The organism is Lysinibacillus fusiformis (genome assembly GCF_002845985.1).
GTDB lineage: Bacteria > Bacillota > Bacilli > Bacillales_A > Planococcaceae > Lysinibacillus > Lysinibacillus fusiformis_D.
On the sequence record NZ_PDFK01000006.1, the window covers coordinates 67,169 to 81,036 of the forward strand.

Sequence of the window (13,868 nt, forward strand, 5' to 3'; positions counted from 1 at the left end):
GTAGGTATATGGAGGTTGTTAGGTGTATGAAGTCTGATTTTCAGCTAGATGCTAAAGGACTATCTTGTCCAATGCCGATAGTGAAAACGAAGAAGATGATGGCTGATTTACTGGATGGTCAAATTTTAGAAGTTTCTGCGACAGATAAAGGATCAAAAGCGGATATTGCTGCATGGGCTGAAACGGTCGGTCATCAATACATTGGTACGTTAGAGGCAGATGGTGTGCTAAAGCATTATATTCGCAAATGTACAAATGAACAAATAGTAGAGATGACATTTGGTCAAATAATTGATCTAGAGCAGATTACCAATCGTGAGGGATTGATTCTTGATGTACGTGAGGAGGCAGAATTCGCTTTTGGACATATTGAGGGAGCAAAATCTATTCCGATGGGTGAACTAATGGCACGACTTACGGAGCTTGATAAAGAGCAGGAGATTTATGTCATCTGTCGTACAGGAACACGCAGTGATATGGCTGCACAAAAGCTTGCTTCACATGGTTTTACAAAGGTATTTAATGTCTTGCCGGGGATGACATCCTGGACGGGCAATTTAACAAAAAGCATTTAATTAGGAGGAATTTAAGATGTCAAACAAGGTAGCAATCATTGCAAGTAATGGTGGTTTATTTGATGCATATAAAGTGTTTAATATCGCAACGGCTGCGGCAGCTTCTGAGAAGGAGGTAGCCATCTTCTTTACGTTTGAAGGGCTGAATCTCATTCATAAACAAGGGATGCATGTACTACCGATGCCTGCTGGCGCGGAGCATTATGCAAAAGGTTTTTCAAAAGCAAATGTACCAGCCATCCCACAACTGGTGGAAATGGCACAAGAACTAGGGGTGAAATTTATTGCTTGTCAAATGACTATGGATGTCATGGGTTTATCAACAGATGATTTTATTGACGGTATTGAAGTAGGTGGAGCTGTAACTTTCCTTGAGTTTGCCAAAGATGCAGCGCCATCACTAACTTTCTAGTAATTTGTTCTTGAGAGTGGGGAGTGACTATAGCTCTCCGCTATAAAAAACATTGAAATCATACCTATGGGGGTAAAATGTATGTCTATTCAAAAGTGGAGTGCATCACAAGTTGCTAAAAAGGTCATTAATAATGAAGCGCTGTTTATTTTAGATGTTCGTAATGCAGAGGCATTTGAAGATTGGAAAATGGAGGGACATCGATTTGAGTACCTAAATATCCCGTACTTTGAGTTGTTAGATGGGATTGAAGATATTTTACCTAAAATTCCGGCTGAACAAACAGTATTAGTTGTCTGTGCCAAAGAAGGCTCATCATTGATGGTCGCTGAAATGTTGTCTGAGGCAGGTCGTGATGTTGCCTATTTAGCAGGAGGCATGAAATCTTGGAGTGAATATTTAGAGCCGATTAAAGTTGGTGATTTAACAGGTGGTGGAGAGCTGTATCAATTCGTCCGTTTAGGAAAGGGCTGCCTTTCATATATGGTCATTTCTGAAGGTGAGGCAGCGATTATTGATGCTGTGAGATTTACAGATGTATTTACAAGCTTCGCTGAACAGAAGAACGTTACAATTAAATATGTTTTTGATACACATTTACATGCCGACCATATTTCAGGTGGACGCCATATAGCAGAAGAAACTGGTGCAGCTTACTACTTACCACCAAAAGATGCTGAAGAGGTTGTCTTTCCTTATACACCTCTAGTTGATGGAGCCACTGTTCAAATCGGTGCTTCTAAAATAGATGTAGGTGCTATCTATTCACCTGGTCATACAATTGGCTCTACATCTTTTGTCATCGACGGCAGCTATTTATTAACGGGTGATATTTTATTTATTGATTCAATTGGTCGACCTGATTTAGCTGGACTTGCTGAAGATTGGGTTGGAGATTTACGAGAAACACTTTATAAGCGTTATCGCAAATTGTCTGAAGAATTAATAGTGCTACCAGCACATTTCATGATTATTGATGAGCTTAATGCAGATGGAACGGTTGCGAAACGATTAGGAGAGTTATTGGCGCAGAACCATGGTTTAAATATTCAAAGTGACGAGGAATTTAGACGTGTTGTCACGGATCAATTACCTCCACAGCCAAATGCATATCAAGAGATTCGTCAGGTAAATATGGGGAAAATAACACCTGCACCAGATGAACAGACAGAAATGGAAATTGGACCAAATCGCTGTGCTGTCCGATAGCGTATGCTAAAGTGCAATGAGTACGCATGCATGCTTGTAGCGTGTAAATTCCGTGAATGGAAGGCACTCTTCCTTCCTGAAGTTAATAAAGTGGAACCGGCAAAATCGCTTACACCCTTTGTCGGATCAAAGGAGATTACTATGATGTCAAATTTACAACTAGATGCAAAAGGCTTGTCATGTCCCATGCCTATTGTGAAAACAAAGAAGGCAATGGATACATTAGTTACGGGGGAAATCTTAGAAGTTCAAGTAACAGATAAAGGAGCTTTAGCGGATATTCCTGCTTGGGCTAAAGCGGGAGGGCATGTGATTTTAGATCAATCCGAGGTTGCTGGTGTCATTACATTTTTAATTCAGAAAGCATAGAGCTTATTGAGGGTTGTCTATTAACGTAGCACAACCTTCTTTCTCTTTATCTTGATAGATGGGAGCTAGAAAGAAGGAAAAATAAATGGATATTGCATGGATTTTCACCATATTTTTGATTGGTTTTGTCGGTTCGTTTGTTTCGGGGATGCTCGGCATTGGTGGTGCTATTATTAATTTCCCGATGCTACTGTATGTTCCGTCATTATTAGGCTTTGTGGCTTTTTCAGCGCATGCAGTTTCAGGAATTAGCGCAATTCAAGTGCTTTTTGCTTCCTTTGCTGGTGTATGGGTATATCGGAAAGGTGGGTATTTAAATAAATCACTTATTATCTACATGGGTAGTGCTATTTTAATCGGTAGCTTTGTAGGGAGCTTCGGTTCAAAGTTCTTATCAGAATCAGGCATTAACATTGTCTATGGTATCCTGGCATTGATTGCAGCTGTCATGATGTTTATCCCGAAAAAGCAAATTGATGATAAGCCGATGGAGGAAGTGACATTTCGTAAACCACTGGCGATCATTTTGGCCTGGATTGTTGGTATTGGTTCAGGAATTGTGGGGGCAGCAGGTGGCTTTTTATTAGTACCGATTATGCTAGTTGTCTTAGGAATTCCAACACGTATGACCATAGCGACAAGCCTTGCCATTACTTTTCTCTCTTCAATAGGAGGCACCATTGGGAAATTAATAACGGGACAAGTTGAATATTATCCAGCTTTCATCTTAATTGTAGCTAGTCTGCTAGCGGCTCCTCTTGGTGCAAGAGCGGGGAAAAAATTGAATACAAAAGTGTTACAAGCCATTTTAGCGGTGCTGATCGTTGCAACGGCTATTAAAATTTGGGCGGATATAATAGGGGGAGTGTAGCGATGAAAATTGAAGTTTTTTCTGATTTCACATGTCCATTTTGTTATATTGGTAAGCGTGAATTGGAGCGAGCTATTGATGTTGCGGGCTATACAGAGCAAGTAGAAATAGAATATAAAGCATACCAAATAGGGCCAGATACGCCGAAAGTGAATGCCCCCTCTTTTTACGAGGGGATGGCTAAAAAATATGATATCTCGCTAGAAGCTGCGAAAGACATGACGAAGGGCATCGCCGTGAGAGCAGCAGAGATTGGATTGCATTATGATTTTGATAAGATGACAACAGCCCATACAGAAAAGGCTCATCGTTTAGCGAAGTGGACTCAGCAGTTTGGCAAGGCGGCGGCTTATACTGAAGCTCTCATGGCAGGGTATTTTACAGCTGGAGAAGATGTCAACGAAGATGCTTTTTTATTAAAAGTGATAGCACAATTAGATTTAGATATAGAAGAGGCAAAGGTTATTTTAGCAACGAATGATTTTAGCGAGGCCTTAGATCGAGATCGTTATGATGCACAGCAACTTGGTGTGCAAAGTGTCCCGTTCTTCGTGTTTGAAAACCGTTATGGCATTAAAGGGGCAGAGCCAAATGAAGTGTTTGTGCGAACTTTACATCAGGCGGCAGCATTAGCAGGAAATCAACCGACGATAAAGTTGGTGGGAAATGATGGAGCTGCCTGTAATGATGACGTATGTAAACTATAAAAAAGTGTCGAGTACTTGGGTGCTCGACATTTTTTTATTCAGAATGAGCAATATACTACAAGAGGTATTAAGTCTAGTTTTTTGTGTTATAGAACAAAAATAAATGTATAATATATCCATTTTTATCATCTTAACGGTGCTATTTTAAAGAGATGTGAGAAAAATCACATCCAATTAATTGCTATGTTGCTAAAATATAAGAGAGGATACAAAGGGGGGTATTATAGATGAAACCTATAGTAGCAGGAGTAGCAGGGACAGTACTGTTAGCAGGCGCAATTTTTGTTGGAACAATTGTCAGCGATAAAATATCAGTTGATTCGAATGTTGGCGAGCAAGAAGCGACAGTGCAGACGCAATTACCAACAACAGCAGCTGCTCAGTCAGTGGTCTATGCTCCGCCAAGTATTGAAGAAGTACCAGATGGACCTATGAAAGAGGCAATCTTATACGGTTATGAGCTTGTCAATAACACGCATGTAGCGGCAGATGAATATGTAGGAAACCAATTATCTTGCACAAGTTGCCACGCAGGTGCAGGCTATGATGAGCAAACATCGTCGTTAGTGGGAGTAATGGCAAATTATCCACAATATATCGGGCGCTCAGGTAGTATAGTTACGATTGAAGAACGTATTAATGGTTGTATGGTTCGTAGTATGAATGGTAAAAAATTTGAAATGAATAGTGATGAGCTAGAGGCTATGGTGGCGTATTTTGCTTATATTTCTGAAGGTGTACCTATCGGTGCAAAACGTGAATGGGCAGGCACTAGTGATATGAAGAATGTTCCGATTCCAAATGTTGCTGATGGCGAGGAGCTTTATGCACAGTCTTGTATTGCTTGTCATGCTGCTGACGGATCTGGTACTGATGCCAATACTGGTCCAGCGTTATGGGGGGGAAATTCCTTTAATGATGGAGCTGGCATGGCGCGTATGTCGAAGATGGCAGGTTATATTCAAAATAATATGCCGATAGGTGCGGCGGGTACTTTAACTGACCAGGAAGCTTCTGATTTAGCTGCCTTTATTTTGTCGCAAGATCGTCCAGAATGGGCAAACCATGATAAAGACTGGCCAAAAGGCGGACGTCCAAATGACATTATGGATAAAGAAAAACGTGAACAAATTAAAAACGGTACGATTGATTGGGAAAAAGTACTGTCAACAAATTAACAATAAGGGATGCTGTTAAACAGCATCCCTTATTGTGTTGTAAAACAAAACCATCCATAGAATTTTTGCGAAAGGTGAAAATGGATTTCCGTTGCAGGCTACTTGCTTTCCTGTGGGCGAGCGCCGAGCCGCTTCCTCTTTTAGAGGCTCGCCTGTCTCGCTATCCCACGGGAGTCAAGTAGCCTTCCACTCCAACCCATAAATTTAGTAAAGGTTTTCCAATAAAGTGAAGGGTATTCACTACTCTTTATGGAGAGGTGTTGTCACTCATCACTTCTCTATATTGAAAATAGGAGTCTTTCCTTTCTCTAATCAGACAAATAATGGGTTAATTTGTTCACTACGGCTCGTATGAAAGATAAGGAAAAGACACTTTTGCACATGGTTGATTGGAGTGGAGCCAGCGTCACAGATGAGACCTTGGAGCGAATGCAGTGAGTGAAGCGGCTCATCGGACGCCCCCCTTGGAAAGGACACTGACGGAACGGAAATCAACCCCTTACCTTTCAAAATAGCTGCTTCTCCCATTGACATCACCGCATCCCTTTTAGATTAGTTAAAGTTATAGGTAGTTACAATTTTTTCCCTGTTAGTTGTTATATCTGTAAAGTATTCATATAAGCAAATACCAAGGAATGATCCACTGACATTCATGACATTAGAATAGCCATTATTTTGTAGAGTCATAACCGCGTTATAACTTCGTTGACCAGATCGGCAATGTACATAAACAGGCTGATCCTTTGGTATCTCATTCATTCGTTCTCGAAGTTCGCTTAAAGGTATATGGTGGGCGCCAATGAGATGACCAGATTCGAATTCGTTCTTTTCACGTACATCTAAGAAAAAGGCTTGCTTTTCAATGAGTGGCCTAACTTCATCCACTTTTATTTGTTTGAAGTTCCCGTGTAATTGGTTTTGTGCTACAAGTGCTGCCAAATTTACAATATCACGTGCAGTGCTAAACATTGGAGAATAGGATAATTCTAGTTCCTTCAAATCTTCTAAAGTACCGCCCATTGTGATAAGAGTGGCTATAACGTCTATTCGTTTATCTGCATTCCCTTTACCAACCGCCTGTGCACCAAGAACCTTTCCAGTTGGTGTTTCGTAAATGAGTTTAAAGTGAAGCGGATTACTATTTGGCATTAATCCTACTTTGTCTGGTGCAATTAAATAAACACTTTTTGCTTGAAAGCCATTTGCTAGAGCTGTTTTTTCGTTCAAACCTGTTGCAGCACATACAAGGTCGAAGATTTGTACGCTCGAAGAACCAATAACCCCTTTGTTATGCTGTGGGATACTATACATATGGTTAGCTGCGGCGCGTGCTTGTCGTTGAGCAGGACCAGCTAAAGCTAGACGCGTTTGTTTATGAGTAAGCTGATGGAATACTTCAATAGCATCTCCTACAGCATAGATGGAAGGGTCAGATGTCACATAATTAGCGTCCACTCGGATACCCCCTAGTTCACCAATAGCTAGCCCAGCTTCTTTAGCTAATTTGGTTTCAGGGCGAACACCAATGGCTAATACAACTGCTTGTGCTTTTAATTGCTTGCCTGAATTTAATACCACATAATCGGGTGCAACTTGTGCGAGGCCGTCGTTCACAATGACTTGAACCCCTTTGTCAGCCATTTCCTTGTGTAATATTTGAGCCATGTCATAATCGAACGGTGCCATAATTTGTTGACCGAATTCGACTAGTGATACATTAAAGCCTGCAAGCTTTAGATTTTCTGCTACCTCTACACCAATGAAGCCTCCGCCAATTACAGCAATATCTTGCACATTATCCGTTTGTAGATAACGGTTTAAACGGTCAATATCCACCACATTTCGAATAGTAAAGACATGTTCAGAATGAATACCTTCTAAGTTTGGAACGATAGGACTTGCACCAGGCGACAGAACTAACGTATCGTAACTTTCCTCATAATCAGCACCAGTTTTCAAATCCGTAATCGTGACGGTTTTTTGCATGCGGTTAATACGTATAACTTCTTGTTGAACACGAGCTTCAATATTGTATTTTGTTTGAAAGGCTTGAGGTGTCATTAAGATTAATTTATCGCTATTGTCAACAATCCCGCTCAAATGGAACGGTAGGGAACAATTAGAGAAAGAAACATTCGGACCTTTCTCAAACATAATAATTTCTGCTTTTTCATCAAGACGACGTATACGTGCCGCTGTTGATGCACCACCTGCAACGCCACCAACTACTATAAATTTTTTACTCAAAGTAAACACTCCTTTTCAAAATACATATTAGGGTATTTGGATACTATTAAATAAGGGTTTAATTTCTAATGATTGATAATTTATATAGGATGAATACTATAAATCAATAATATACCTATAAGGGTATATTATCAAGCAGTACATATTATAAAATTTCAGAGATATTCCTTGTAAAAGAAAGTTAGGGCATAAATTTGCTATACTAGCGGTAGTAGGAATTGGAAATGACACAGGGGGTGACACTGTTGATTTTTTTGAAATTTTTAATTCAAATCCTCATTGTATCGGGTTTGATTTATATTGTGAGCGGACGATTAATTGGTTCAAATATTAATTTTGTTCGCAGAGTGCTATCGGTCGTCATTAGTGTGACACTAACCTCTTTTGTTTACTGGTATTCTTATTTACGCCATACAGATTTTTTGTCTGAAACGATGATGCAGACAGTGACAGAGGTTAGCACACTTATTTGGATTGGTAGTATGCTACTTATCTCGATGTTGCTTTATTTGGTTTTTGAGTTATTTGATCCAAGCGGTATTACGGCTGGAGATCGTCGTAACGGTCAAAAGTCCTTGCTATTGCGTCTGCGAAGCTATTGGCGACAGCAGAAACGTTTGCGACAGGTGTTAAAAATTGCTGTTACAAACGGTGTTGTGCAAACAATTAAATATGCAAGGCAGCGGGAAAATGAAAAAGAGCTTGCGATTGCACTACGAGCAACTTTAGAGCAGTGTGGTGGGATTTTTATTAAATTTGGACAGGTCCTCTCTACACGTAAAGAATTATTTTCACCTATTTTTATTGATGAGTTAGAAAGATTGCAACATAGTGTGAAGCCTTTACCAGCAGAGCAAGTTACACAAATTTTAGAGAGTTCACTTCCACAACCTATGGATGAAATCTTTAGTCATTTTCAAATGGAGCCCATTGCAGCAGCGTCAATTGGCCAAGTGCATAAGGCACGACTCAAAAATTATGAAGAGGTTGTCGTCAAGCTATTGCGCCCAGAAGTAAAAGGGATTATGCGTGATGATCTTGAAATTTTAGAGGAATTTGCTAATTGGCTTTCAACAAAATCGACTTGGGCAGAGTCATTAGGCTTTCGGGAGTTAGCGGGTGGGTTTGCCGATGGACTACGTGAGGAAATTCATTTAGATATTGAAGTGCGTAACACATTACAGGTAAAGAATGCGCTAGCCAAAAGTGATTATAAGGTGCGAATTCCTAAAATTTATACAGCGTATAGTAATGAGAATATCATTGTGATGGAATATATTCGTGGACAAAGTGTGGCGGATGGGGCATCAGAATTCAAACGTTTATCTATTGATCGTAGGCACTTTGCCAAAACGGTATTATATTCTTTCTTTGAGCAAATGCTATTCTCAGGTATTTTTCATGCAGACCCACATCCAGGTAATATTCATATCGATGAATCGGATGGCACACCCGTTTTGCTCGATTTTGGAGCCGTTGGACGATTAGGAGCTACACAGCAAGAAGGCTTAAAGCTATTTTTGATGGGCATTCAGCTTAATGATTCAAGCGTGTTATATGATGGCCTAACATTATTAGTGGAAAATGCTGATCATGCAGAACGCGCAAGAATGGAGCAGGCCATCGATCAAATTTTATTAAAAATCTCCTATGTTGATCGAATACCAACTGAAGAATTGATCCATGCGCTCTTTACAGTGGTAAGAGATTTTGGACTTGCATTTTATCCTGCTGTAGGATTGGCTCTCCGGTCCTTGGTGACGCTAGATGGCACATTACGGGTCATTGATCAACGTTTCGATATATTTACAGAGGCAAAGGATTTTTCTGCTACATATATGCGTGCGTCTTTCCTAAAGCCATTTAAAGAACCGATGGCAACAAAAGAGCGACTGCAGGAGGAACTATCCATGCTGATTCCCACTTTGCGAAAAATGCCAAGAAGGGTAGATCAACTCATTCAACGGGTTGAAAGTGGGAAAATCATTTTACATCATGATATATTCTCGGATGAACATAATGCACGTTTTATCACACATCTGTTTTCTCGATTTGTTCTGCTTCTAGTAGGGATAACATTTGGCATTATATCTGTCGCTCTTTTAGCCATCTCACAATTTATTCATGATTCGTATGCGGTATATTTAAACACAGCCGCTTATTTAGGTTTATTTTTATGTGCAATTTTGTTAGTGAGATTATCTATACAAGCACTGAGATCGATGAAGCAGTAGGTAGGGATTGATTCCCTACCTTTTTCATTGAAATATTTGAATAAAATATTACAAAAACATTACAAAGTGATGTGTAGGTCTAATGTCGAATCAGCTAATAGTAGCGATAGGCAGAATAAAGTGGCGTTTTGTAGAATAAAGTAGTTTTCTTGCAAATATTACAGAAATATTTCGAGTTTTACTAATGTATTAAATAGACATGAAATAGTATAAAAGTTATGCTGAAAATGCTAAACTTTAAAAGGCTAAAATAAATATAAGAACATTTGATTAAAATAGAATCGTTCAAGTGATTACATAGAATATCTAGAGCGAAATTGACAGATGAAGGGGAATGAAGATCAGTGGGTAAGCGCAATAAATGGCGTAAGTCGATGGTGCTAGCATTAGCACTAGCTGGCGGCTTATTATTTAATACAATTCAACCAACAGAAGTACATGCCGAAGAAACTTCTCAACAAATGATTGAGAAAAAGGCTGAAATTGATGCACAAGTTAAAAAATTACAAGAAGAATTAACAAAGTTACAACAAGAGATCGACGCAAAGGTGAAAATATTTAAACAGGTGCAAGCTGATATTAAAGAAGTGGATGCTAGTATTGTTGAAACACAAAAACGTATCGAGCAACGTTCTAAAATTTTAAGTGAGCGTATGGCTGCATACCAAGCACAAGATAATACTGTAGGCGTTTATTTAAATGTCGTTCTTGAAGCAAAAAGCTTTGCCGATTTAATGGATCGTGTCGTAGCGGTCAAAACATTAATGGATGCTGACCAAGAATTGGTAGATCAACAGGAAGCAGATAAAGCAAGCTTAGAGCAACAAAAAGCTATACTAGATGAAAAACAAAAAGAGCTTCAAAAGCAGTTCCAAGAGCTTCAACAAAAGGAAAGCGAAATGGAAGTGAAAAAGGCTGAAAATGAAGCGAAATCACTTGCATTAAAAGCTCAAATTGCAACGAAACAAGAAGAAGAACGTTTAGAGGCAGAGCGTAAAGCAGCTGAAGAAGAAGCAGCCCGTTTACGTGCACTACAAGCAGCAACTCCAGTTGTACAAGCAACTCAAAATAATGATGGCGGCGTGCCACAAAAAATTGTTATGGGCTCAGGAGCTGGTACGGCTTCTTCAGGAGATGCTATTTCAACAGCTAAACAATTCCTAGGACGTCCATATGTCTGGGGTGGTAGTAACCCATCGACAGGCTTTGACTGTTCAGGTCTTGTACAGTGGTCATACAAACAAGCAGGTGTTTCTTTACCACGTACAGCATCACAGCAGTATTTAGCAACTCAACGTATCTCAGCAAGTGAAGCGCGTGTTGGAGACTTAGTATTCTTCAGCTATGGTTCTGGTGTAGCTCACGTAGGTATTTACTTAGGGAACAACACAATGATCGATGCTCAAAACAATGGTATCGTAATTGAATCACTTGATTGGTGGAATCAATACTTAGTAGGCTTTGGTCGTATTCAATAAGCCTCTATATTTAATAGACGATTGACATGATGAAAAGGTCATCTTTGTAGAGAAAAAATATACAAAGATGACCTTTTTTATTTTGCTTTAGTGTTCATCTACCTCCTTTGTCGAGGAGAGATGAACACTTATTTTGCATTTCCAGTGGTTTAAGAGGAGCATTAGAGGTAAGCTCGAAGCGTAATGACTTTGCATTAAATTTTAAAATTTAGCTTAATGACACCTGTCTCTTTTAAGGCAATAAAGAAAATGATAACAAATGGGCCAACGAGTAAACCGATGATACCAAATAACTGTAGACCAATGAACATGGCAATTAATGTTGGCAAAGTGGATAAGCCAATGTGGTCGCCCATTAGTTTAGGCTCGACGACACGACGAATAATAAGTAAAATAGCAGCTAAGATGAATAATTTTACAGCGATAGCTGTGTTTCCCATTAATAGATGGTATAGTCCCCATGGGGCTAATATAATAATGGACCCTAGGAAAGGAACGATATCTATTAACCAAATAATAATGGTCATCGTAACTGCATATTTCGGTTGGATTAATAGTAATCCAATAAGTGTGACGCCACCTATGATAAAGCTTACAAATAAGTGTGCCTTCATATAACCGAATGTTGCATCTTTTAAACGATTTAAGATGATTTTTATTTTCTTTGCTGTGTTAGGCTTTAAATATTTATAAGTGATTTCCTTTAATTTGGGCAAATCAAGCATAAATAGGAATAAAGCAATCATATAAACGAGAAGACTGATAAATAGGCTTGGAATCTCTGAAAAGAATGCTGAAACTTTGTTATAATTAAAGAAGCTTAAAAAGGATTCTTCAACTTTCTTTATGAAATCCATAGTGGTTTTTTGAAGCGAAGCACTTACTTCAGGTGGAAAGTCCTCTGTGTATTTAGAAATATTTTCTTGCATATGAAGCCACATATCTGATAGCTTGGAAATATAATAGGGAGCTTGCTTTGATAATATAATTATTTGCGACATAATTTGTGTAATGGATATATAGCAAATAATAGAGATAACAATAACACTCACTATGTATATAAAAGCAACTACAATTTTCCTTGACATTTTCCATCGCCTTTTAAAGAACATAACAATGGGTTCTAAGAAAAATGCACTGACACCAGCAAGTATTATAGGCATGGATACAGGGATTACAAAATAGGCAGCTACAAGTAGAGAAAGAATCACAATCAATCGGAAAATCATTTTCCTAGCATTAAATTTATTCATAAACTCACCTTCTTTGAGAAAAAAATTAAGTTAAGTGTACCATAAATCAAATTTTATTACGTTCTGAAACAATAAAGGTAGGGATAAATTATGGAGAAAGAGATTTTGCAACTTTTTAATAATCTAACAGAGCATGACCGCGATATTGAATCTTACGAGGAACTAATAAAAATTCTGCAGGAACCCGTAGATTGGACATATGCAGTCTGGGAACAGCTTGTACAAGCACTTACATACAAAGATGGTCATGCACGTGCACGTGCTGCACAAATTTTATGCGCCTTAGCCGCAAAAAGTGACCCAGAAGAAAGGGTATTGGAGGATTTTTTAAAGATTTGGGCTGTGACTTATGATGAACGATCCGTTACAGCTCGAAATGCATTACAAGCTATTTGGAAAATTGGGCTAGCAGGTCAAGTACAAAGTGACTTAGTGGTGTCTTATTTAGCAAAGAGATTTCAAACTTGTTTAGATGAGAAGCATCCGACTCACATTCGCCATGATATTATTGTATCTTTTAAAAAGCTATATGACGAGACAAGTGACATAAAGTTATTAGACATTGCCCATCGTTTAATTAATGAAGAGCAGGACGTTAAATCTAAACAGAAGTATAAGTCAGCCATCCGTTCAACGTAACGAGATGGTGTTTTTTGTGCAAATTATTTGGTAAATTATTGAATAGTCAACTATAATAAATGAAAAAATAAAAGGGGTTAAGACATGAGCATTTATAATTATTTAGTACGAAAACCTAATGGTGAAATTTTATCGATGGAAACATATCGTGGAAAAACGATGCTAATTGTCAATACGGCGAATCAATGCCGATTTACATATCAATTTGATGACTTACAAAAAATGTATGATAAATATGGGAAAGATAATTTTGTCGTTCTAGGATTTCCTTGCGATCAATTTGGTCATCAAAATCCTGAAGATGGCGAGGAGACTACGCATCTTTGTAAAGTGAATTATGGCGTTACCTTCCCAATTTTTGAGCTTGTACAAGTAAATGGAGAGACTACCCACCCATTATTCAATTATTTAAAACATGAAGTGGATTTTCGAGAGTTTGGCAAGGCGAGCATGCAGGAAAAAATGCTTGCTGAGGCAATTGTTCAACTTGCCCCTAACTTTTTAGATGGTCGTAATATTCGCTGGAACTTTACAAAGTTTTTAGTAGATGCTAACGGCAAGACCGTTGCACGCTTTGAACCAACAGATTCACAACTTGATATTGAACAGGCAATTGAAACTATACTATAAAACAGTTTTGTTTATCTTATTCTTTAGAAATGGTGACGATCCATTCAAAGCACAGCTATTTTTTCC

13 protein-coding genes are annotated in these 13,868 nt (G+C 38.7%); 11 read left to right on the forward strand and 2 right to left on the reverse strand.

The annotated features are described in order from the left end of the window. The first annotated feature begins 26 nt into the window (after positions 1–26). From CRI88_RS17490 to CRI88_RS17520, 7 genes are all read left to right on the forward strand, one after another. A complete protein-coding gene (locus tag CRI88_RS17490; protein WP_058843908.1) occupies positions 27–575 on the forward strand; it encodes a sulfurtransferase TusA family protein in 549 nt (182 codons plus the stop codon). 16 nt (positions 576–591) lie between these two features. Beyond that, positions 592–987 carry a DsrE/DsrF/DrsH-like family protein gene (locus CRI88_RS17495; RefSeq protein WP_036128567.1) on the forward strand — a complete coding sequence of 132 codons (396 nt, stop codon included), beginning with the start codon at positions 592–594 and terminating at the stop codon, positions 985–987. Positions 988–1,068: 81 nt separating this feature from the next. Continuing rightward, a complete protein-coding gene (locus tag CRI88_RS17500; RefSeq protein WP_036128565.1) occupies positions 1,069–2,196 on the forward strand; it encodes an MBL fold metallo-hydrolase in 1,128 nt (375 codons plus the stop codon). 141 nt (positions 2,197–2,337) lie between these two features. After that, complete coding sequence (locus CRI88_RS17505) at positions 2,338–2,565, forward strand: sulfurtransferase TusA family protein (RefSeq protein WP_036128590.1); 228 nt, start codon at positions 2,338–2,340, stop codon at positions 2,563–2,565. A gap of 85 nt (positions 2,566–2,650) precedes the next feature. Further along, a complete protein-coding gene (locus CRI88_RS17510) occupies positions 2,651–3,436 on the forward strand; it encodes a sulfite exporter TauE/SafE family protein (protein ID WP_036128563.1) in 786 nt (261 codons plus the stop codon). A gap of 2 nt (positions 3,437–3,438) precedes the next feature. Further along, a complete protein-coding gene (locus CRI88_RS17515; RefSeq protein WP_058843909.1) occupies positions 3,439–4,143 on the forward strand; it encodes a DsbA family oxidoreductase in 705 nt (234 codons plus the stop codon). 227 nt (positions 4,144–4,370) lie between these two features. Continuing rightward, entirely contained in the window at positions 4,371–5,321 is a 951-nt protein-coding gene (locus CRI88_RS17520) for a c-type cytochrome (protein WP_101966894.1), read from the forward strand. Positions 5,322–5,873: 552 nt separating this feature from the next. Here the strand turns inward: CRI88_RS17520 and CRI88_RS17525 are convergent. Further along, positions 5,874–7,568, reverse strand: coding sequence for an FAD-dependent oxidoreductase (locus tag CRI88_RS17525; protein ID WP_101966895.1), 1,695 nt, complete (start codon positions 7,566–7,568; stop codon positions 5,874–5,876). A gap of 245 nt (positions 7,569–7,813) precedes the next feature. Here CRI88_RS17525 and CRI88_RS17530 point away from each other — a divergent pair, with 245 nt between their 5' ends. Together CRI88_RS17530 and CRI88_RS17535 are read left to right on the forward strand one after the other, a co-directional pair. Then, positions 7,814–9,802 carry an ABC1 kinase family protein gene (locus CRI88_RS17530; RefSeq protein WP_101966896.1) on the forward strand — a complete coding sequence of 663 codons (1,989 nt, stop codon included), beginning with the start codon at positions 7,814–7,816 and terminating at the stop codon, positions 9,800–9,802. Positions 9,803–10,146: 344 nt separating this feature from the next. Next, entirely contained in the window at positions 10,147–11,280 is a 1,134-nt protein-coding gene (locus tag CRI88_RS17535; RefSeq protein WP_036128519.1) for a C40 family peptidase, read from the forward strand. Between the two features lie 194 nt (positions 11,281–11,474). Here the strand turns inward: CRI88_RS17535 and ytvI are convergent, their stop codons facing one another. Continuing rightward, positions 11,475–12,533 carry a sporulation integral membrane protein YtvI gene (gene ytvI, locus CRI88_RS17540; RefSeq protein WP_036128518.1) on the reverse strand — a complete coding sequence of 353 codons (1,059 nt, stop codon included), beginning with the start codon at positions 12,531–12,533 and terminating at the stop codon, positions 11,475–11,477. A gap of 90 nt (positions 12,534–12,623) precedes the next feature. On the opposite strand from ytvI, the gene CRI88_RS17545 reads away from it, so the two are divergent. Together CRI88_RS17545 and CRI88_RS17550 are read left to right on the forward strand one after the other, a co-directional pair. Further along, complete coding sequence (locus CRI88_RS17545; RefSeq protein WP_036128516.1) at positions 12,624–13,172, forward strand: hypothetical protein; 549 nt, start codon at positions 12,624–12,626, stop codon at positions 13,170–13,172. A gap of 84 nt (positions 13,173–13,256) precedes the next feature. Beyond that, positions 13,257–13,802, forward strand: coding sequence for a glutathione peroxidase (locus CRI88_RS17550; RefSeq protein ID WP_036128514.1), 546 nt, complete (start codon positions 13,257–13,259; stop codon positions 13,800–13,802). Positions 13,803–13,868: the final 66 nt, after the last annotated feature.

Excerpts from the sequence above, each read along its gene's own strand:
- CRI88_RS17550 (WP_036128514.1), top strand. The coding sequence starts at position 13,257 with ATGAGCATTTATAATTATTTAGTACGAAAACCTAATGGTGAAATTTTA.
- CRI88_RS17515 (WP_058843909.1), top strand. The coding sequence starts at position 3,439 with ATGAAAATTGAAGTTTTTTCTGATTTCACATGTCCATTTTGTTATATT.
- CRI88_RS17495 (WP_036128567.1), top strand. The coding sequence starts at position 592 with ATGTCAAACAAGGTAGCAATCATTGCAAGTAATGGTGGTTTATTTGAT.
- CRI88_RS17545 (WP_036128516.1), top strand. The coding sequence starts at position 12,624 with ATGGAGAAAGAGATTTTGCAACTTTTTAATAATCTAACAGAGCATGAC.
- CRI88_RS17505 (WP_036128590.1), top strand. The coding sequence starts at position 2,338 with ATGATGTCAAATTTACAACTAGATGCAAAAGGCTTGTCATGTCCCATG.
- CRI88_RS17490 (WP_058843908.1), top strand. The coding sequence starts at position 27 with ATGAAGTCTGATTTTCAGCTAGATGCTAAAGGACTATCTTGTCCAATG.
- ytvI (WP_036128518.1), bottom strand. The coding sequence starts at position 12,533 with ATGAATAAATTTAATGCTAGGAAAATGATTTTCCGATTGATTGTGATT.
- CRI88_RS17520 (WP_101966894.1), top strand. The coding sequence starts at position 4,371 with ATGAAACCTATAGTAGCAGGAGTAGCAGGGACAGTACTGTTAGCAGGC.
- CRI88_RS17500 (WP_036128565.1), top strand. The coding sequence starts at position 1,069 with ATGTCTATTCAAAAGTGGAGTGCATCACAAGTTGCTAAAAAGGTCATT.
- CRI88_RS17510 (WP_036128563.1), top strand. The coding sequence starts at position 2,651 with ATGGATATTGCATGGATTTTCACCATATTTTTGATTGGTTTTGTCGGT.